General features: G+C 35.5%; 17 protein-coding genes, 1 riboswitch and 1 other annotated feature. Of the genes, 13 read left to right on the forward strand and 4 right to left on the reverse strand.

Features of this window, described 5'->3' with window-relative positions:
- The first annotated feature begins 12 nt into the window (after positions 1-12).
- The 7 genes from aspA (at position 13) to MKY90_RS08940 (ending at position 11117) form a co-directional block, all read left to right on the forward strand.
- Positions 13-1452, forward strand: coding sequence for an aspartate ammonia-lyase (gene aspA, locus MKY90_RS08910; protein ID WP_002012229.1), 1440 nt, complete (start codon positions 13-15; stop codon positions 1450-1452).
- 74 nt (positions 1453-1526) lie between these two features.
- Positions 1527-3239: an oxaloacetate-decarboxylating malate dehydrogenase gene (malS, locus tag MKY90_RS08915; RefSeq protein ID WP_341091104.1), complete on the forward strand. Its 1713-nt coding sequence runs from the start codon at positions 1527-1529 to the stop codon at positions 3237-3239.
- A 64-nt stretch (positions 3240-3303) separates the two neighbouring features.
- Entirely contained in the window at positions 3304-4602 is a 1299-nt protein-coding gene (locus MKY90_RS08920) for a sensor histidine kinase (RefSeq protein WP_098168681.1), read from the forward strand.
- Positions 4603-4604: 2 nt separating this feature from the next.
- Entirely contained in the window at positions 4605-5537 is a 933-nt protein-coding gene (locus tag MKY90_RS08925) for a response regulator (RefSeq protein WP_098168682.1), read from the forward strand.
- A 161-nt stretch (positions 5538-5698) separates the two neighbouring features.
- Complete coding sequence (locus tag MKY90_RS08930; RefSeq protein WP_001030885.1) at positions 5699-6169, forward strand: MarR family transcriptional regulator; 471 nt, start codon at positions 5699-5701, stop codon at positions 6167-6169.
- A 146-nt stretch (positions 6170-6315) separates the two neighbouring features.
- Positions 6316-7551 (forward strand): MFS transporter, encoded by a 1236-nt coding sequence (locus MKY90_RS08935; RefSeq protein ID WP_098168683.1) that lies wholly within the window; start codon positions 6316-6318, stop codon positions 7549-7551.
- A gap of 371 nt (positions 7552-7922) precedes the next feature.
- Positions 7923-11117: a DEAD/DEAH box helicase gene (locus MKY90_RS08940; RefSeq protein ID WP_078184286.1), complete on the forward strand. Its 3195-nt coding sequence runs from the start codon at positions 7923-7925 to the stop codon at positions 11115-11117.
- A 135-nt stretch (positions 11118-11252) separates the two neighbouring features.
- On the opposite strand, the gene MKY90_RS08945 is transcribed toward MKY90_RS08940, so the two are convergent.
- Positions 11253-11384 (reverse strand): DUF3934 family protein, encoded by a 132-nt coding sequence (locus tag MKY90_RS08945; RefSeq protein WP_000047589.1) that lies wholly within the window; start codon positions 11382-11384, stop codon positions 11253-11255.
- Between the two features lie 408 nt (positions 11385-11792).
- Positions 11793-12052 (forward strand) — a binding site (T-box leader).
- 70 nt (positions 12053-12122) lie between these two features.
- Between MKY90_RS08945 and asnA the strand changes: the two genes are divergently transcribed.
- Complete coding sequence (asnA, locus tag MKY90_RS08950; RefSeq protein WP_002126735.1) at positions 12123-13106, forward strand: aspartate--ammonia ligase; 984 nt, start codon at positions 12123-12125, stop codon at positions 13104-13106.
- A gap of 136 nt (positions 13107-13242) precedes the next feature.
- Positions 13243-13674: a helix-turn-helix domain-containing protein gene (locus MKY90_RS08955; protein ID WP_341091109.1), complete on the forward strand. Its 432-nt coding sequence runs from the start codon at positions 13243-13245 to the stop codon at positions 13672-13674.
- Between the two features lie 207 nt (positions 13675-13881).
- On the opposite strand, the gene MKY90_RS08960 is transcribed toward MKY90_RS08955, so the two are convergent.
- Together MKY90_RS08960 and MKY90_RS08965 are read right to left on the reverse strand one after the other, a co-directional pair.
- Entirely contained in the window at positions 13882-14334 is a 453-nt protein-coding gene (locus MKY90_RS08960) for a VOC family protein (protein ID WP_000002878.1), read from the reverse strand.
- A gap of 346 nt (positions 14335-14680) precedes the next feature.
- Positions 14681-15910: an aspartate kinase gene (locus MKY90_RS08965; protein WP_341091111.1), complete on the reverse strand. Its 1230-nt coding sequence runs from the start codon at positions 15908-15910 to the stop codon at positions 14681-14683.
- A 201-nt stretch (positions 15911-16111) separates the two neighbouring features.
- Positions 16112-16298: riboswitch (Lysine riboswitch) on the reverse strand.
- Between the two features lie 192 nt (positions 16299-16490).
- Between MKY90_RS08965 and MKY90_RS08970 the strand changes: the two genes are divergently transcribed.
- The 3 genes from MKY90_RS08970 to MKY90_RS08980 are packed head-to-tail and all read left to right on the forward strand — an operon-like array spanning position 16491 to position 19646.
- Complete coding sequence (locus tag MKY90_RS08970; protein WP_078184290.1) at positions 16491-17399, forward strand: DoxX-like family protein; 909 nt, start codon at positions 16491-16493, stop codon at positions 17397-17399.
- Positions 17400-17403: 4 nt separating this feature from the next.
- A complete protein-coding gene (locus MKY90_RS08975; protein WP_002141241.1) occupies positions 17404-18015 on the forward strand; it encodes a DUF4166 domain-containing protein in 612 nt (203 codons plus the stop codon).
- 5 nt (positions 18016-18020) lie between these two features.
- Positions 18021-19646, forward strand: coding sequence for a YndJ family protein (locus tag MKY90_RS08980; RefSeq protein WP_341091114.1), 1626 nt, complete (start codon positions 18021-18023; stop codon positions 19644-19646).
- 28 nt (positions 19647-19674) lie between these two features.
- Here MKY90_RS08980 and MKY90_RS08985 read toward each other — a convergent pair whose 3' ends face one another.
- A complete protein-coding gene (locus tag MKY90_RS08985) occupies positions 19675-20160 on the reverse strand; it encodes an 8-oxo-dGTP diphosphatase (protein WP_063217850.1) in 486 nt (161 codons plus the stop codon).
- A 137-nt stretch (positions 20161-20297) separates the two neighbouring features.
- Here MKY90_RS08985 and MKY90_RS08990 point away from each other — a divergent pair, with 137 nt between their 5' ends.
- Entirely contained in the window at positions 20298-21560 is a 1263-nt protein-coding gene (locus MKY90_RS08990) for an MFS transporter (protein ID WP_063217849.1), read from the forward strand.
- Positions 21561-21567 lie beyond the last annotated feature (7 nt).

The following is a 21567-nucleotide window of genomic DNA, read 5'->3' on the forward strand; positions in this document are numbered from 1 at the left end:
GAGTGAGTAATCATGGCAACATTAACTGAAGTTAAAAATGGAGTACGAATTGAAAAAGATTTTTTAGGTGAAAAAGAAGTACCAAATTACGCGTACTACGGTGTACAAACAATGCGTGCAGTGGAGAATTTCCCGATTACAGGATACAAAGTCCATGAAGGTTTAATTAAAGCGTTAGCAATTGTAAAAAAAGCGGCAGCACTTGCTAATGCAGATGTAGGAAGATTGGAATTGAAAAAGGGTGGTGCTATCGCAGAAGCATCACAAGAAATCCTTGAGGGGAAATGGCATGATCATTTCATCGTTGATCCAATTCAAGGTGGTGCAGGAACTTCAATGAATATGAACGCAAATGAAGTCATTGCCAATCGTGCCCTTGAATTATTAGGAATGGAAAAGGGAGACTATGATTATATTAGTCCAAACAGTCATGTAAATATGGCACAATCAACAAACGATGCATTCCCAACAGCGATTCATATTGCAACATTAAATGCATTAGAAGGCTTATTACAAACAATGGGTTATATGCATGATGTATTTGAATTAAAAGCAGAACAGTTCGATCATGTTATTAAAATGGGTCGTACACATTTACAAGATGCTGTGCCAATTCGTCTTGGACAAGAATTTAAAGCATACTCCCGCGTACTTGAACGTGACATGAAACGTATCAAGCAATCACGTCAACATTTATATGAAGTAAATATGGGAGCAACTGCAGTTGGTACAGGCTTAAATGCAGATCCAGAATATATTGAAGCAGTTGTAAAACATTTAGCTACAATTAGTGAACTACCACTTGTTGGTGCAGAAGATTTAGTAGATGCAACTCAAAATACGGATGCGTACACTGAAGTATCTGCAGCACTTAAAGTATGTATGATGAACATGTCTAAAATTGCGAACGACCTTCGTCTAATGGCATCAGGTCCACGCGTTGGATTAGCGGAAATTATGCTACCAGCTCGTCAACCAGGTTCATCTATTATGCCAGGGAAAGTAAACCCTGTTATGCCAGAAGTAATTAATCAAATTGCGTTCCAAGTAATTGGTAACGACCATACAATTTGCCTTGCTTCAGAAGCAGGACAATTAGAATTAAATGTTATGGAACCAGTACTTGTTTTCAACTTACTTCAATCTATTAGCATTATGAATAACGGTTTCCGTGCCTTTACAGATAATTGCTTAAAAGGAATTGAAGCGAATGAAGATCGCTTAAAAGAGTACGTTGAGAAGAGTGTAGGAATTATTACAGCCGTGAACCCTCATATCGGCTATGAAGCAGCAGCTCGCGTTGCGAAAGAAGCAATTGCGACAGGGCAATCCGTTCGAGAACTATGTGTGAAAAATGGTGTATTGTCACAAGAAGAATTAGAGTTAATTCTAGATCCATTCGAAATGACACACCCAGGGATTGCAGGAGCAACTCTTTTAAAGAAAAATTAAAAGAAGAGGGGGACAATCCCCTCTTTTTTGTTTACAATATAGAAATGCTATATATGAATAGAGGTAGGGATGTTATGAGTAAGTTTACAGTGGCTTCTAATGGTGCATTAGAAACAACATTAAGAGGAGCAGAAGTATTATCAACACCACTTTTAAATAAAGGGGTAGCTTTCACACAAGAGGAAAGAGAAGAGTTAGGTTTAAAAGGGTTATTACCGCCAGCGGTTTTAACGTTAGAAGAACAAGCACGCCGAGCGTATGAACAATTTAGTTCTCAGCCGGATGATTTATTAAAGAATGTATACTTAACAGCGTTACATGATCGAAATGAAGTGTTATTTTATCGTATTTTAACAGAGCATTTACGTGAAATGTTACCGATTGTATATACACCAACTGTAGGTGTAGCAATTCAAAGATATAGTCATGAATATCGTAAACCACGTGGCATTTATTTATCAATTAACGATCCATCAGGTATTGAAGATGCATTTGCAAATATCGGTGCAACAGCTGAAAACATTGATTTAGTCGTTGTAACGGATGGAGAAGGTATATTAGGAATTGGTGATTGGGGTGTTGGTGGAATTAACATCGCAATCGGGAAATTGGCTGTATATACGGCCGCAGTTGGAATCGATCCTAGCCGTGTATTACCGGTAATTTTAGATGTAGGTACAAATCGTGAGGAATTATTAAACAATCCATTTTATATTGGAAATCGTCACCCTCGTATAACAGGTGAAGCTTACGATGAATTTATTGATACGTTTGTTCAAGCGGTAAATAAACAATTCCCGAAAGCACTTCTACATTGGGAAGACTTCAGTTCTCGTAATGCACGAAAAATTTTAGATAAATATCGTCATGACGTTTGTACGTTTAATGATGATATTCAAGGTACAGGGGCAGTTTCACTTGCTGCTGTATTATCGGCAGTAAAAGCTTCTGGTGTACCGTTAAGTGAACACCGTGTAGTTGTGTTTGGTGCTGGTACGGCTGGAATCGGTATCGCAGATCAAGTAAGAGATGCAATGGTTCGTGTCGGCTTATCAGACGAAGAATCACATAATCGTTTCTGGTGTATTGACCGTAATGGGTTGGTTACAGATAATATGGAAGATCTTCTTGATTTCCAAATTCCATATGCAAGAAAAGAAGATGAAGTAAGTGATTGGAAACAAAATGATGCTATCGGACTTGCTGAAGTTGTGAAACATGTAAAACCGACAATTTTAATTGGTACATCTACTGTTGCGGGCGCATTTAAAGAGGAAATTATTAAAGAAATGGCTTCTCATGTAGAAAGACCAATCATTTTACCAATGTCGAATCCAACGCCACTTGCTGAAGCGAAACCAGCAGATTTAATCGAGTGGACAGAAGGAAAAGCATTAGTTGCAACAGGAAGTCCGTTTGAACCGGTTACATATAACGGTGTAACGTATGTGATTGGACAGTCAAATAACGCACTTATTTTCCCAGGACTAGGTCTTGGTACAATTGTTGTTCGTGCAAGCGTCATGACGGATGGAATGTTCGCAGCAGCAGCAGAAGCAGTTGCAAGTATGGTAGATACAAGTCAGCCAGGAGCGCCTATTTTGCCAGAAGTTGAAGAGTTACGTAATATCTCTGAACTGGTTGCGATTGAAGTAGCGAAAGTTGCAGTTGCAGAAGGTGTTGCTAGAGAGAACTTAAGTGATGACGATATTAAGATTGCAGTAAAAGAAGCAATATGGGAACCGGAGTATCGCCAAATAAAAGCGGTAGAAAAGGTTAGAATATAGAAATAAAGCCCGTTTATAATTATAAGCGGGCTTTCACTTTTACAATTGAAAAAAAGCATAGGAAGTGGCACCTTTGAATTGGAATCAATTATGGAAGAAAGATATGTATCTTTTAATTATATTAATGGTTGTTGTTCCGATTGCTGGAGAGCTGAATTTTCATCCTTTTAATGATATGTTTCGTGTTAGTTTCGGGACACCACTTTTCTTCTTTTTATTACTATTTTTAAGAAGAGTGCCAGCAGCAGCTGCAGGTATTCTTGTAGGTATATCTGTAGTCTTATTTCGTGTATGTCTTGACTGGGTATTGCAAGGGTCATTTCATATGACAGAATCATTTTATTTGCGCTATCCCGTTTTCTTTTATTATTTTATATATGGAAGTCTTTTTTCGCTTTGTAGGGTGAATAAGTTTCATCAGAAGCCAATTGTGATAGGGTGTCTTGGAATTACAATTGAAATTATCGCAAGTATGTCTGAACTTGCGTTTTATCATATGTTAGTGCTGGGGACAACGATAACAGTTTCTGAAGTGAATAAACTAATTATTATTGCTATTTTCCGTAGTTTCTTTGCACTTGGTTTTTTAAATATGATGAACTTATATGAAACGAAGTTAAAAGAATCACAAGTTCGAAAAGAAAATGAAAATATGTTAATGTACCTCTCTAATTTATATGTGGAATCTGTCCATTTGAAAAAAACGTTACAAAATGCTGAGTTAATTACACAAGAAGCATATCAACTATATCGAAACTTACAAGTGAACGATGATTTAAATAGCAAAACAGCATTAAAAATAGCAGGGGAAGTGCACGAAATCAAAAAGGATAATCAAAGAATTTTTGCAGGACTATCTAAACTGTTATTAGATAAAAATGTGGCTGAGTATGTAGAAGGACATGAATTAGCGGAAATGATTGTAAGAATTAATGAGAAGTACGCTGAAATGTTAGAAAAAGATATACGTTTTTCGGAACATATAGAAGGTGAGCATGCAGAATATCATGTGTACACGGTCTTATCGATTTTTAATAACTTAGTTGCAAATGCAGTTGAAGCAATTGAGGGTAGAGGTCTCATTATTATTAAGCTATATAAACGAGATAAACATGTATTCTTTGAAGTAATTGACGATGGTCCTGGTATTGCACAGAAGTATAAGAAATTAGTATTTAAGCCAGGATTTACTTCAAAGTATGATCAAACGGGAACACCTTCAACAGGTATTGGACTTTCTTACATAAACGAAATGGTAACAGAGCTAGGTGGAGAAGTGAGATTAGAAGACCGAGAAACTGGCGGAGGGTGTAAGTTTGTCGTTTGTTTACCGGAGTGCAGTTTAAAGCGGGAAGGAGAATAAAGTTGTTTTATTATATCGTAGATGATGATGAAGTTTTCCGCTCCATGCTTTCACAAATTATTGAAGATGGCGATCTTGGGGAAGTAATTGGAGAGTCGGAAGATGGAGCTTTTATTGAAGCAGATCAACTAAATTTTAAAAAAGTAGATATTTTATTTATTGATTTATTAATGCCAATGCGAGACGGAATTGAAACAGTTCGTCATATTGCGTCTGCTTTTACTGGAAAAATCATTATGATTTCTCAAGTTGAATCGAAGCAACTTATAGGTGAGGCGTATACACTTGGTGTTGAATATTATATTACAAAACCATTAAATAAAATTGAGGTTATGTCTGTTGTACGTAAAGTAATGGAACGTATTCGTTTAGAGCGCTCTATACATGATATTCAAAAATCATTGAATAACGTTTTTAAGTGGGAACAGCCGCAAGTTCGAAATGAGCCAATGCAGGAAGGAAAAAGAATAGCAGATTCAGGGCGCTATTTATTATCAGAACTCGGTATTGCGGGAGAGAATGGAAGTAAAGATTTACTTAGTATGTTGGAATATTTATATGGACAAGAAAAAGAGCAAACGTTTGAATTTGGATTTCCTGCGCTAAAAGATATCTTTCACCATATAACTATAAGAAAATTAGAGAATATAGCTTCAGATGCAGATATAGATAAGGAGAGAAAAGCATCTGAACAAAGGGTACGTAGAGCGATTTATCAATCGTTAAATCACTTAGCTTCCCTTGGATTAACAGACTTTTCAAATCCTAAATTTGAAAGCTATGCTCCGAAATTTTTTGATTTCACTATAGTTAGAAAACGGATGACAGAAATGACAAAAGATGAAGTAGCGGCTTCTGGTCATATACGTATTAATACGAAGAAGTTTATTCAAGTGTTGTATTTTGAGGCAAAACGGTTGATGGAGATAGAATGAAAAGAGATAAGTGTTTCAGATTGTAGACAAAGTCTTGTTCAAGTGACATTGAGTTTCTTGGTGCTTAACATGCTTTTGACTCTCTTTTTTAATTAGAGTTGGAATAGAAACAAAAAATAAATATAATATTGTTAATGCACCAACGGGGAGGAGGACAGGACATGAATAAAGAAGAAAAGGTCATAGTGGGTTTCAGGGACTTATATAATAAGATTGTTTGGCTTAATAAGGATAAGATGGAAGACAGTCTTAAGGGGTATAATTCTTCTGAAGTACATTGTATCGAATACATTGAAAAAAATGTAGATTCTAACGTGACAAAACTTGCGGAGTCCTTTTATATGACTCGCGGTGCCATAAGTAGAATAACTAAAAAACTTATAAAAAAAGGCCTTATCGAAAGTTATCAGAAGTCGGATAATAAGAAAGAAATCTATTTTAGGCTTACTGAACAAGGGAAAGTAATTTATAAAATACATGAGGATCTGCACAAAGAGTTTGAAGAACGGGATAAAGTTGTGTTTGATCAAGTAACCGAGGAAGAATTTGATAGTATACTTAGCTTCGTGGAAAAGTATAGTAGACATTTGGATACAGAAATAAAGAAACAAGGTGTACATATTAAGTCGTAATCTATTCAAAAAATAAAAATGAAACGGCAGGCAGTCCAAGGATGGACCGCCTTTTTTATTGTTGTAATTTTGTTGACAGGGAAACAAAATGGAGTTATTGTTTTGTTGATAAGGAAACAAAAATAACTGTTGGGGAGAGAATGAAAATGTCCAAATTCAGATCACATAATGAACATAATACGGAACGAGTCATAGATAAACACGCCTTACTATTCGGTCTCATCTCTGTGTTTCTTTGCGGAATAGGATTCAGCATTATAATACCTGTCGTTCCATTTTTAGTGCAGCCATATACAAGTAATTCGGCAGAACAAGCGGTCGTCGTTACGCTATTAACTTCTGTTTATGCAGTCTGCGTATTTTTTGCGGCTCCCGCACTTGGAGCTTTGAGTGATAAATATGGTCGTCGTCCATTACTTTTAGTATGCCTTTTCGGTTCCGCAATCGGGTACTTAGTTTTTGGCATAGGAGGAGCTCTATGGATACTATTTGCTGGGCGCATAATAGAAGGTATAACAGGAGGGAGCATAAGCACTATCTTCGCATATTTTGCAGATATTATTCCTCCAGAACAAAGAACGAAATACTTCGGATGGGTAAGTGCGGTTGTAGGAGTAGGCACTGTCATTGGACCAACTATAGGTGGATATCTTGCCAAGTTTGGTTATTCTGTACCTATGTATTTTGGAGCAATAATAACTTTATTAAATGTTGCTTATGGAATCTTATATATGCCTGAGAGCCTTGACAAAAATAATAGATTGAAAGAGATTACCTTTGTAAGATTAAATCCATTTACACAGTTTGCAAATATACTTTCCATGAAAAATTTAAAATGGCTACTTGTCTCAGCATTTTTACTTTGGATACCAAATGGATCTTTACAGGCAATTTTTTCACAATTTACAATGGATACTTTTAGTTGGAAGCCTGCGTTAATCGGACTTATGTTTTCAATTATGGGATTCCAAGACATCATTTCACAAAGTTTCATAATGCCAAAACTTTTGACAAAACTTACTGATAAACAGATAGCAATTCTCGGAATGGTTTCGGAGATTATAGGTTATAGTCTTATTGCAGCATCAGCTTTGTTCTCATTTTATCCGTTTCTTATCGCTGGAATGTTTATATTTGGTTTTGGTGATTCCATCTTTGGACCTTCATTCAATGGGATGCTCTCGAAGTCTGTCGATTCTAGTGAACAAGGAAGGATTCAAGGAGGTAGTCAATCTATTCAAGCTTTAGCAAGAATGATTGGACCGATCATTGGAGGGCAAATTTATGTTTCACTTGGGCATGCCGCACCTGCTTGTATGGGGATCATCCTTATAGTAGCCGCAATAACAGTCTTATATAAGGGCACGCATGAAAATATGTAAATTACGTACTTTATCTTCCTTTTATAGACAGTAAGACCCCTGCATCAAAATTTGCACATCCATCTCAACGGTGTGTGTGAAAAACTTTTATTACTCTTCTTCATAAAATCATATCTTTTAAATTATTGATGCGATGGCCGGTAAAACTTTTACATGAATAATGTAGAAGATATTTAAATACTACGCTGGAAGCTTTCAGAATCGCCTGCATAATAGGCAGTTTTAACAAGTACTGAAACTCTATTTGCTTACAGTCTGAGGTGTTTATAAATAAGTATCTTTTTTGTTAAACCAACATTTTATATTTTCTCGTGAAGCATGTAAAATGTTAAGTAAGAGAAAATGGTTTTACAGTAAGGAAGTGTCAAAAAATGAGTTTTACATTAAATAAATCGATTATTAAAGAAGTATGCGGAGAGACCTCATATAAAAGAGGTGAAGCTTATTATAAATCAAATAAAGTAATAATAAATCATTATGATGAAAATAAAGAAATTTGCGAGGCAACGGTAAAAGGAAATGAAGATTTTCATGTTACAGTAGACAAAGCTAAAAAAGGTGATGTTGTTGCGAAATGTAGTTGTCCTTCGTTAGCGTCTTTTCAAACATACTGTCAACATGTTGCGGCAGTATTGATACAAATGAATTATAATCAGCAAACCGGTGGAATGGTGCCTATTAGTAGCGGAAATGAACAATTAACAAGCGGGATGTTTCAGTTGTTTGCAGAACAACCACTGAGGCCAAAAAGTAAACAACACCGTTTTGATACACGTGAAATACTTGATATTGAGTTTAGTTGTACACCAGTAGTTACGAAAAATGGTGGGGCACTTCTTGGGGTTCAGTTGAAGCTTGCCAAAACGTATTTTGTAAATCATATTAGAGAATTTCTTTCTAAAGTGGAGAAAAGAGAGTCTTTTAATTGTTCCAATGAATTTACATACACACCAGATGTACATAGCTTCAGGCAAGAAACGGATGCGATTATTCAGCAACTTATTAAAATGTATCATAACGAAAAAATGTATGAGGATACACTGGAAGTACAGGCAAAACAAGATGATAGTATGATTTTAATACCGCCAGCTTCGTGGATGGATATGCTTTCTTTACTTTCTAAAGTTGAGTGTGTGAGACTTAATCAAGATGGACAATCTTTTCATGGTGTACATATTTCAAAAGGATTACTTCCTTTGCATTTTGAGTTTAATAAGGGGAGTAACGGTGGGTTTACACTTTATATTGACGGCTTACAACAAGTAGAAGTAATGGATACGTATAGTTATGCTCTATTTGGAGGGAAACTGTATCAGTTGAATGCTGAGGATTGTAAGCGACTTATCGAATTACAAAAAATGATGAATCGTTCTAGTAGTAACCAATTGTATATTCCAGCAGATAAGATGGAGCACTTTGTAGCAAAAGTTGTACCAGGGTTAATGAAGCTAGGAACTGTGCGAATAGATGAGGTAGTATCAGATTGTGTGGAAACGCCTTCGCTAAAAGCAAAATTGTATTTAGATCGAGTGAAAAATCGTTTGTTAGCAGGTCTCGAATTTCATTATGGAAACGTCGTGATTAATCCGTTAGAAGAGGATGGGCAGCCATCTGTTTTTAATCGTGATGAGAAAAAGGAAAAAGAAATTTTAGACATTATGAGTGAAAGTGCCTTTGCGAAAACGGAAGGCGGTTATTTTATGCATAATGAAGAAGCTGAGTATAACTTTTTATATCATGCTGTTCCAACGTTAAAAGGTTTAGTTGATATTTATGCGACGTCAGCCATCAAATTACGAATTCATAAGGGAGACACAGCTCCTCTTATAAGAGTTAGAAGGAAAGAGAGAATTGATTGGTTATCATTTCGCTTTGATATAAAAGGTATTCCAGAGGCAGAAATTAAAGGGGTATTAGTGGCACTTGAAGAGAAACGAAAATATTATCGTTTAGCAAGTGGTGCTCTACTATCACTTGAGAGTAAAGAGTTTAATGATATTAATCAGTTTATAAAAGAATCTAGTATTCGAAAAGGATTTTTAAAGGGCGAAGAAATAGATGTCCCTCTTATTCGTAGTGTGAAATGGATGAATTCACTGCAAGAAGGAAACGTATTAAGTTTAGATGAGTCTGTTCAAGAATTGGTAGAGAACATTCAAAACCCTAAAAAGCTGAAGTTTGCGGTGCCAAGTGGCTTAGATGCGATAATGAGAGAGTATCAAACATACGGATTCCAGTGGATGAAAACACTTGCCTATTATCGTTTTGGCGGCATTTTAGCTGATGATATGGGACTGGGGAAAACGTTGCAAAGTATTGCTTTTATAGACTCTGTTTTGCCGGAAATTCGAGAGAAGAAACTGCCTATATTAGTTGTTTCTCCGTCGTCCCTCGTTTACAACTGGCTTAGTGAGTTGAAAAAATTCGCTCCACATATTAGAGCAGTTATTGCCGATGGAAATCAAGCAGAGCGCCGAAAAATTTTAAAAGATATAACGAAATTTGATGTTGTCATTACGTCATATCCTCTACTGAGAAGAGATATAAGGTTATATGAGCAGCCATTTCATACGCTATTTCTTGATGAAGCACAAGCGTTTAAAAATCATACGACGCAAACTGCAAGAGCGGTAAAAACAGTGCAGGCGGAGTACCGTTTTGGATTAACAGGAACACCTGTAGAAAATTCATTAGAAGAGCTATGGTCTATCTTCCACGTCGTCTTCCCAGAATTATTACCGGGAAGAAAAGAGTTCGGTGATTTAAGACGTGAAGATATTGCGAAGCGGGTAAAACCTTTCGTGTTAAGAAGGTTGAAGGGTGATGTATTACACGAACTCCCAGAAAAAATTGAGCACTTGCAATCATCAGAACTTTTACCAGATCAAAAGAGGCTTTACGCAGCTTATTTAGCAAAGTTAAGAGAAGAAACGTTAAAACATTTGGATAAAGATACGTTACGTAAAAATAAAATTCGGGTTTTAGCTGGTTTAACGAGACTACGGCAAATTTGTTGTCATCCTGCTTTGTTTGTTGATGACTATAAAGGTAGTTCAGCTAAATTTGATCAGCTGCTAGAAATTTTGGAGGAATGCAGAAGTACAGGGAAGAGAATTCTTATCTTTTCCCAATTTACGAAGATGCTTTCGATAATCGGACGTGAATTAAATCGTCAAGCAGTTCCATACTTTTATTTAGACGGGAGTACACCAGCGCAAGAACGTGTAGAGCTATGCAATCGGTTTAACGAAGGAGAAGGGGATCTATTTCTTATTTCGTTAAAAGCTGGTGGCACAGGACTAAATTTAACAGGTGCAGATACAGTTATATTGTACGACTTGTGGTGGAATCCAGCTGTTGAACAACAAGCTGCGGATAGAGCGTATCGAATGGGACAAAAAAATACAGTGCAAGTGATTAAGTTAGTAGCACATGGAACAATTGAAGAAAAAATGCACGAGTTACAAGAGAGTAAGAAAAATTTAATCGCTGAAATTATCGAACCGGGAGAAGAGAAGTTATCTTCTATTACGGAGGAAGAAATCCGCGATATTCTTATGATTTAATATGGAAAAAGCTATGCTTTCATAGAGATGAAAGCATAGCTTTTTTGTTGTAATAATTATATTTTGTTTTGTACAAAGTAAAGAGATAAAGTGAAACTTTAAATAGTGGGAGTTGCTCGTCTCCCACTATTTATTTTATTTCTTTGTACCTTTACTTTTGTATGGTTTTGCAGCTTTCTTTTTCGCACTTGATTGCCAACGGTTCCATCCTTTACTTCCTGTACCTTGTCCTACACCTTTTTTCGGTTTTGCTTTCGTTTTACTCATATGATCACTCCGTTATATAAAAAATCTGATTTGATAATAGCCAATGTTTTAGAAAAATACTATCGATAAATGACTATGCTTGCTTTAAATAAAAACAAACTGCTTGAATGCTATAGTATATCATGAAATTGCGAGTAAACTGAAAGGAATTATAAAGAAAATGAAAATAATAAGAAATACTGCGGATTCTATATTTCGAACAATCACACTAGTTGTTGTATATATGTTAGTTTCAATTAGTGAAATGTTTTTTGGATTGAAGAGACAAAGGAAATAAAAATGTTATATTAAGAACAATCGGTAAAGGCATAAAATAAAGAATTGAAAATTTTTTTGAAACTTTTTGTTGACTTTATCGATTTTTTGTATAGAATAATCATTAATAAAATGTTTCAGAGATGTGACAATAAAACGACTATGAAAGGACGAGTAGTAGTAGGATGTAGTTTAAGCGAGTCAGGGGCGGTGTGAGCCTGATACGAAGCCTATTATGAAGAACCTCCTGGAGTCGCTAACCGAAATCCTTTATAGGAAAGTAGACTTAGCCGGGAACTTCGCCGTTACAAGAAGAACAGTATCGAGATTTTTTAATCTCCGTACTGTATAAGTGAGCAACCTCTGTTGCTAATTTGGGTGGTACCGCGGAACCAAAGTCTTTCGTCCCAGTTTTTTGGGAAAGAAGGGCTTTTTTTGTTGGCTTCTTTTCACAACATCCAAACATTTTAGGAGGAAACCACCATGTATCAATCATTAATGACAGTAAGAGAGACTCAAATCGCAATTAAGGAAGTTAAAACATTTTTCGAGGATCAATTGGCAAAGCGCCTTGAACTATTCCGCGTATCTGCACCATTATTCGTAACGAAGAAATCAGGATTAAACGATCACTTAAACGGTGTAGAACGTCCAATTGAGTTTGATATGTTACATTCAGGAGAAGAATTAGAAATTGTGCATTCACTAGCGAAGTGGAAAAGATTCGCATTACATGAATACGGATATGAAGCTGGTGAAGGTTTATATACAAACATGAACGCGATTCGTCGTGATGAAGAACTTGATGCAACGCATTCCATTTATGTTGACCAATGGGATTGGGAAAAAATCGTTCAAAAAGAATGGCGTACTATTGATTACTTACAAAAAACAGTACAAACAATTTATGGAATATTCAAAGAATTGGAGGATCACTTATTTGAAAAGTATCCGTTCCTTGGAAAGTATTTACCAGAAGAAATTGTTTTCATTACTTCTCAAGAACTGGAAGATAAATATCCAGAATTAACACCGAAAGATCGTGAACATGCAATTGCGAAAGAACACGGTGCAGTCTTTATTATTGGAATTGGTGATGCACTCCGTTCAGGTGAAAAGCACGATGGACGCGCGTCCGATTATGATGATTGGAAATTAAACGGTGACATTTTATTCTGGCACCCAGTACTACAAGCTTCGTTCGAATTATCATCAATGGGAATTCGTGTTGATAGTAAAGCACTTGATGAGCAATTAACGAAAACTGGTGAAGATTTCAAACGTGAGTATGATTTCCATAAAGGTATTTTAGAAGACGTACTACCATTAACAATTGGTGGTGGTATCGGCCAATCAAGAATGTGTATGTACTTCTTACGTAAAGCACATATCGGTGAAGTTCAATCTTCTGTATGGCCTGATGATTTACGTGAAGCTTGTAAGAAAGAAAACATTCATTTGTTTTAATAGAAGTGAGAGGATAGCTCAAAGAGTTATTCTCTCTTTTTTATAGTGTAAACGAGTGGTTTACAGTGGGTTTTACTAATGGTTTCTTTCTTTTTTGGATCCTTTTATGTAATAATTTGTTAAAGGAGGGGACGTTATGAGCTTAGGACAACAACTTAAAAGATTACGAGAGTCAAAAGGGTTTTCACAAGAAGATGTTGCTAAGAAAATTGGTGTGACAAGGCAAGCTGTGTATAAGTGGGAACATGATAAAAGCTGTCCGGATATTGATAATTTAATTTTGCTTAGCGAAATGTATAATGTCACGCTAGATGAATTAATAAAAGGAAACCAAAGCTTTAAAGAGAAAATACATATTGATGAAGATTTTGAGAAAGAGAATGAATTTGGTTTCTACATTGGATTTGGTTTGCTAATTGTGAGTGCTTTCATTGATTATGAAGGAATGCAAGAGATTTTATTAGGAATTGCACTATTCATGATGGTTTTTTACTCTGACGTGAAGAAAGTTATTTTGAATGAGTTCAGATCGTTTTTTAAAAGAAAAGATATATATGATAAGAAGTGAGAAGAGTCCGTTATATTTCCTAGGAAAGAGTATAACAAGTAATTGAATTGTTTTATAATGATTTCGGGATGTTGATAGTATGTTAAAAAGTTTAAACAAGCATAACCCCGTTCTAAAGCTAGGACGGGGTTCAAAATCTAAGTTTTATTAAGCGTAAAGTTCTTTCAAATATTTTTACTTCAGTAAAGACGTCTAATAAAACATTACTTATTTGTTACCGAGTTCTTCCGCTAAACCGATTAAAATTCCTTCGGTTCCACGAATGTAGCACAGTCGATACGAGTTCTCATACTGAACTACTTCACCAACGAGCTGAGCACCATGCTTAGTCAGTCTGGATACCATTTCGTCAATGTCTTCAACGGTGAACATGACGCGCAAATAACCGAGGGCGTTTACAGGAGCTGTCCGATGGTCTGCTATAGTAGGTGGGGTGAGAAATCGCGAAAGTTCAATTCGGCTGTGGCCATCTGGCGTAACCATCATAGCAATCTCTACGCACTGAGAACCGAGTCCAGTTACGCGACCAGCCCATTCACCTTCAACAGTAGCTCGCCCTTCGAGATTCAAGCCAATCTCCTCGAAGAAAGAGATTGCGTTATCAAGTGATTCTACAACGATGCTGACATTGTCCATTCGTAGTAATCGGTTGTTTGCCATAGTTTTTATCTCCTTTTATGTATAAATTTATTATTTAATTATCCTCATAATTATACTAAAATCTTTTCTAAATAAAAAACATCTTGTCACAGTGTAGGAAAATGTGACAAGGTGTTTTCGGGCATAGTATATAAAATCTTGTTAACGAATAACACTTCGTCAACCCTTTACTATTGAAATATGCGAGAACTTTATTTCGTGAATGCTATCATTTCAAGAATTTGATACTGTAATTGCTATTCGATAGAATAACTTCGACTTTCCCACAAAACAGTCCCACCCTATTTCTATTTATATAGGAAGGAAATAGATTCATATAATTTATTGTAAGTTTTACCGGCGGAAATTAGCTCATTTGCACTAAAGGCTCAATTTTCGCCATAAATGATTGATGAAGTGCTTCAACACCCGTTACTAAATGGAGACGGTCAATAACGACAGATACTTTAATTTCTGATGTACTTACCATTTTAATATGAATATCTTCTTCTTTTAAAGTAGTGAACATATTCGCAGCAACTCCTGGGTTAGATACCATACCAGATCCTACAATTGATACTTTTGCTAAATGATTTTCATATTCTACAGATTCATAGTGAAGTGCTTCTTGATTTTGTTCCAATACTTCTAATGTTTCTCTTAAATCATTAGAATGGATTGAGAAGGAGAGGTGAACAGTTCCTTCATTTGTAATACTTTGAATAATAATATCTACATTAATATGTGCTGCTGCTAATGTAGAGAAAACTGTTGAAAGTGCACCTTGTTCTAACCCTTTAATTGTGACACGTGTAATATTATCCTCAAATGCAATACCTTTAACGATTGATTGTTGTTCCATGTTACATTCTCCCCTTACAATTGTTCCGTTTTCTTGTTCCATACTTGAGCGAACTTCTAAAATTACATTATGATTTTTAGCAAATTCAACAGCGCGTGGGTGTAATACGCCAGCACCGAGGTTGGCAAGCTCTAACATTTCGTCATAAGAAATTTCATCTAATTTATAAGCATCTTGTACAACTCGTGGATCAGTTGTATATACGCCGGTCACATCCGTATAAATATCACATTTTTTTGCTTTTAGTGCAGCAGCTAATGCGACAGCAGTCGTATCGGAGCCACCGCGACCAAGTGTGGTAATTTCATTTTCTTCACTTATTCCTTGGAAACCAGCTACTATAACAATCGTGCCTTCAGTAAGGTGAGACTGAATACGAGTGGTGTTAATGTCAGTAATCCGTGCACTACTATGTACAGATTCTGTTGTAATACCAGCTTGCCATCCTGTTAATGAAATTGCGTTATAACCTTTTGTTTGTAGTGCCATTGTTAATAATGAAATAGTTACTTGTTCTCCTGTAGATAGGAGCATATCCATTTCACGTTTACTTGGATTTCCAGTAATAGCGTTAGCGAGTGCTACAAGTTTATCCGTACTTTTTCCCATTGCTGAAACGACAGAGACAATACTATGTCCTCGTTCATATTCTTCAATAATTAAATTTGCTACATGTTGAATGCGTTCGACGCTTCCGACAGAAGTACCGCCAAATTTTTGTACAATCGTTTCCATTACGAATTCCTTCTTTCGTCCATTTTTAAGAATAGGTTAGGACATATACAAATCCCAATATTCCTGTAGTTACCAGAGAGAAAAACAAAAAACACCATCTCAAATAAGTGAGGATGGTGCTGTTACAGGAAAAGGAAAACAGAAAACGGAGCTAATAAAAAAACCGCCAAAAAAGGAATATCATAAAAATGATATCTCTTTTTTGTAGATAGCTCTTCATACGTACACGTCTGTACATATGACAGTTCTGTTTCTATTCGAAAACAGCCCCAATTGATAAATGCAGAGAAATTTATCAATTTCGGCAACACTTCCTTTCCTCTAAAATCATAGACATCTCTGTGTCTCCTTTAGAATACTTATAAGCGTTGCAACCTCTATCTCACGTTTTAGGCGAGAGTGTATGATTTATGAAGTTGTTGGTAACATTTGTTTTATAATAATTTAAATTTTTCAGGGAATCAAGTGTTTTTTGTGTTTTTTTGAAATTCTATCTTTTTATTAAATTAGTTTGTGAAAAATGTAGCAAAATCGATTCATTGCATGTACATTGAAAATATAGCGCATGGGAGGTGGAAGGATGGGGAAGAAAAAGCCTATTTATGTAGCCACAGAAATGAACACAACAATGGAGAAACTATGGGCATATACACAAGAGCCTGATATACATACAGAGTGGGATGCTCGTTTTACTGAGATTTCGTATTTAGAAAAAAAAGAGGGAGAACCACAGAAGTTTTTATATAAAACAAAGATCGGATTTGGACTTGAAATAGCCGGAGAAGGGGAATCGATAGGTGAAATAAGAAAAGAAACTGGAGAACGTATTTCCTCTTTAAAATTTTGGACAGACAATCAATTATCACTTATACAAATAGGGCGTGGTTATTGGAAGTATACACCGAATGAAGAACATATTCATTTTGAAACGCAATATGATTATGATACGAGATTTGGTCGCATAGGAAATGTGATAGATTTATATGTTTTTCGTCCACTATTAGGTTGGGCGACAGCATGGAGTTTTGATGCTTTAAAATTATGGTTAGAAAAGGGACTTCATCCTAAGTTGCTAATTAGAAGAACGATGACGTATTGGCTAGTTTGCTTTTTATTTGCTTTCGTATGGTTATATCAAGGGATTGTACCGAAATTGATGTTTACTCATTCAGAAGAAGTAAAGATGCTTTCTGTACTAATCGGATCGAATGAAAATAGTATTTTTATGCTTAAAATAGTTGGATTTCTAGAAATAATATTGGGTGTGATATGGCTATTGCCACTTCCAAAACGAAAATTATTTATAGGGCATATTATTATGTTAATCGCCTTAACAATTGCGGCAGGAATTACGAATATCACAAGTTTTACGCAACCGTTTAATCCGATTACATTAAATTTTCTTCTAATAGGGTTATCGATTGTCGGTTATATAAATAGCACGAATTTGCCAAGCGCAAAAAATTGCAAGAGGACGAGAAAGGGATAAGTATATGGTTAATATTTATGAAAGATTATTAGGGGATTCTTATAAAAGGCTTCATCCAAAATTGCAGGAACGATATGCGATAACAAAGGAAAATAGCTTTATTGGGGAAGGGGAAATGGATGAAATTTATGGAGGATCTTTTTTCGTTAAATTAATATTAAAAATTACATCGAAGTTTCGAATGTTTTTCTCTGAGCGAGGGCAAAAAGTTCCGTTTGTGATACATAATACCGCTGAGCGAGATGAACATGGAAATGAGTTTGTACGGTGGAATCGTACTTTTTATTTTCATAATAAGAAAAGATATTTTAACGCTGTTATGCAGTTGGATGAAGAGAATAATGAAATTGTAGATTATTTTGGTGAGCCACATTTACTCGTTTCTACATTGAATTTTTATATTGATGAAAAAGGCGGGATGCATATTTCTTCAAAGAAACAATGGTTTTTTATGTTTGGAAGAAAAATCCCGTTACCAAAATTTTTATATGGAGAGGCAAAAATTGTTGAAAGTTATGATGATGCACTGCAATGTTTTCGAATTCATGTACAAGTACGGAATCCGTTAATTGGTTCGTTATTTTCATATAAGGGAACATTTGTGGAAAGGGAATAAACGATATGAAAAATATACTATTTGGGCTTGCTTGCTATATTATTTTTCTAATATGTGAGTGGTCAAATGTAAACCCAGTTGAAGCAATTATTTTATTATCTATTTTGTTATTTATACCGATGTCTTTTTGTATTATTGACAAGAAAAAAAGAAATGGATCGTATGTATTATTTTATAAATTTGTATCGTTTTTATATCCAATCGCAGCAATTAGTGCGATGCTAGCTTTCGTAACAAATCACTATTTCTTTGCGCTACTTTGGTTTGCATATACAGGAATCGTTGCGTTATTTGGTGTAAGTAGATTGTTAGAAAGAGGATGGAAACCGATAGAAGAGACGGCTATCGATAGTGCGTTTATTTATTTGTTTTTAGGTGGTTTTTGGTTTTTTGCTTCAGTAGCAAAGGTTTCAATTATGCACTTTAGTTCTGACATTGTTTTACTTACAGCGGCACACTTTCATTACTCGGCATTTCTATTGCCGTTATCAGCTGGTTTACTTGGAAGGAAAAGAGAGCGGGGAAGTAAGTTATATGACGCTATTATGTTTATCATCGTCATTTCTCCAATGACAGTTGCGATAGGAATTACATACTCAAGGATATTTGAATTTTTTGCAGTGTTCATATATTTATGTGCGATTTATGGATATGGGATTTATGTTTGGCGCACGAAATTTAATGCTATCAGTGCAAAGGTTCTCCTGATCATATCGTCTAGCACACTCATGGTAACAATTATGTTTTCACTTATATATTCATATGGGAATTTGAAACATGTAATGACGATTACAATTGCTCAAATGGTTTGGATTCACGGTGTTGTCAATGGAATTGGAGTAGCGTTACCAGCATTTGTCGGCTGGATGATTGAAAAGAGTACTCCGAACTATAAATATTACGGGAAACGAATGAGCGGGTTAAGAGGAAATGCGATAGTTGGTGAAGCATTTTTACAGAATAGAAATTTAATAGATAGCAAGGAATACAAAGGTTTAGTTGATAAAATGAATGATTTTCATAGTGAGGCATTTGACGTGACGAAGATTCCTTTAAGTATTACTTGTTTCTATGAAAATACAAAAGAGTATGAGTTACAATCGCATATAAAATGGAATCGTTGGTTCCGCCCGCTTGCATTTTGTTATGAGAAAATGAGTAAGCGTGTAGGACAAATACATTTAGGTATGGGCGGCAAGTGGGAAACGATGCATGGCTCTATCATTGGGATAATAGATGAGAAGGATGGAAGAGAGAATGTAAGGGCTTGGCTAAGAAAAAATGAAGCAGGAGAATCTATTTTTGTAGCTCTTTACTCAAAACATACCCATGAGGATGAGAAATACATGAATATCGGATTACCTTTACCATATTCGAATATGACGGGGATTTTGAAATTATGTAATAAGAATAAAGATTTAATCATTACTAGTAAGTTGAGAAGAAATGGTAAGGGAGATGAGGGGATTTATTTACATACTCGTTTCTTTACAATACGTTTACCATTAGCAGAGACTTTTATTATTAAAGAGAGCACGGATCAAATATTAGAAGCTAATCATAGAATGTGGATATTTGGAGTTAAGTTTTTAGAAATTGATTATGAGATTAAGAAAATAGAGGAGAAGTAAGAAAAGCTTGGAGAGATTCCAAGCTTTTTTACGTATGCGTAATTGTCATCGCAACTTGTTTATCCAAGTTTCGGTCCCAAACACGTTGAATTTCAAACGTACCTTTTTCAAAAAATAATGGGAATCTCTCTTTAAACCAATCTTGCATAGGAAGATTTAGTGCTTCATCAATTGGTACCCATAATAATTCGCCTTCAGGAGGATTCAAAAGGAGTTCACCTTCAAATGAATCTGTCCAATAGTTAAATACCATATATCGAACATTTTCCATAGGATTTACATATTCGTCTAACCCCTTGAAAATTAAATTAGAAACGTGGAGTCCGGTCTCCTCTTTTGATTCTCGTATAGCAGCTTGTAATATGCTTTCTGGGAAATCTACTTTTCCACCAGGAGCTATGTAGCCAGGAAAACCTCGATGGTCGGGGCGTTTTATAAGTAAAACGTCATTATTTCGCTGGATCATACACATTGTATAGATGCGGTGTTCGATGTTATGAGAATTTTGAGGCATAATAATGTATTCTCCTTTATTTTTTCTTGATAATTTTACCATAACATAATAGTTTCTTATATAATTAAAAATGTAATATTATTAATTTTCAGTTATTTATTATAAAGTCTATAATCATTTGAAACGAGGAGAGAGATATGCAAGGAGAAATACCAACAGAGAAAAATTTAGGTTATGTCGGTAAATTGTTATTGCCAGTTAAAGTGTCACCGCACTTTAAGTTTTTATGGATTGGACAATTACTTTCGACTTTAGGTAGTTCGATAACGATGGTTATTCTGCCAGTCGTTGTGTATTCATTAACTGGTTCAACAGTTGTAATGGGAATGACTATGGCAATATACATGCTTCCTAATATTCTTGCGTTACCGTTTGCTGGATTAGTCGTGGATCGAATTGACCGGGTGAAATTAATGTTATTTACAGATATAATTCGCTGTATATTAATGCTCTTATTTGCAACACTTATATTTATGGACATTTTAACAATTCCACTTTTATATGTACTTGTTGCATTATATGGACTTATGGAAGGGATATTTCAGCCGGCATATTCAGCTGTAAGAGCGAAAGTATTTGTACCGGAAATTCGAAATGCAGCTAATGCATTAACGCAAATGAGTAATCAAGGAATACGATTAATTGGCCCAGCACTTGGTGGGTTAATAGTATCAGTTACATCTGCAGGGATAGGCTTCGGACTAGATGCAGCAACGTATTTGTTATCATTTTTATGTTTATTATTTTTAAAAGAAATTAAGTTTAAAAAAGTAAAACCCATTGAAAAGAGTAAGATCGATTACAAACAAGAGTTTATGGAAGGTATTTTAGTTTTAAAAAGTCATCCGTGGTTGTGGATTACCATTCTGGTCTTTTCTTTCGTTAATATTTGTTATGCAGGCGTTATCGTTGTATTAATTCCATGGTTGTTTAATGTTCATCATCATTTTGAAGCTTACGTGTATGGCTTAGGTATGGCTGCTTCTGGTGCTGGAGCTGTAATTGCAGCACTAATTTTTGGTGGGAGGCAGCGGTGGCATAAGAGAGGATTACTTGCGTATGGTGGTGTTTTAATTAGTGGAATGGCGTTATTAATTATGCCTTTCGTTTCTTGGGCATCCGCCTTAATTGGATTAATGGCAATTGAAGGCTTCGGTATTATGATATTTGGGCTTATTTGGGAAACAAGTTTACAAGAGCTTGTACCAGAAGAAGCTTTTGGAAGAGTGGCAAGTCTTGATATGTTAGGCTCATTTGCTTTATTACCATTAGGGTATGTGGTGGTAGGCTGGTTAGCTACTGTAATAGGTGGAAAGATAACAATTATAATGCTAGCTATTTTAGTACTCATAACAATTGGAATGGCATTGTCTGTACCAAGTATTCGGCGGTTCGATTGATTATGTA

The sequence above is a fragment of the Bacillus sp. FSL P2-0099 genome (assembly GCF_038007445.1).
In the GTDB taxonomy this organism is placed as follows: domain Bacteria; phylum Bacillota; class Bacilli; order Bacillales; family Bacillaceae_G; genus Bacillus_A; species Bacillus_A mycoides.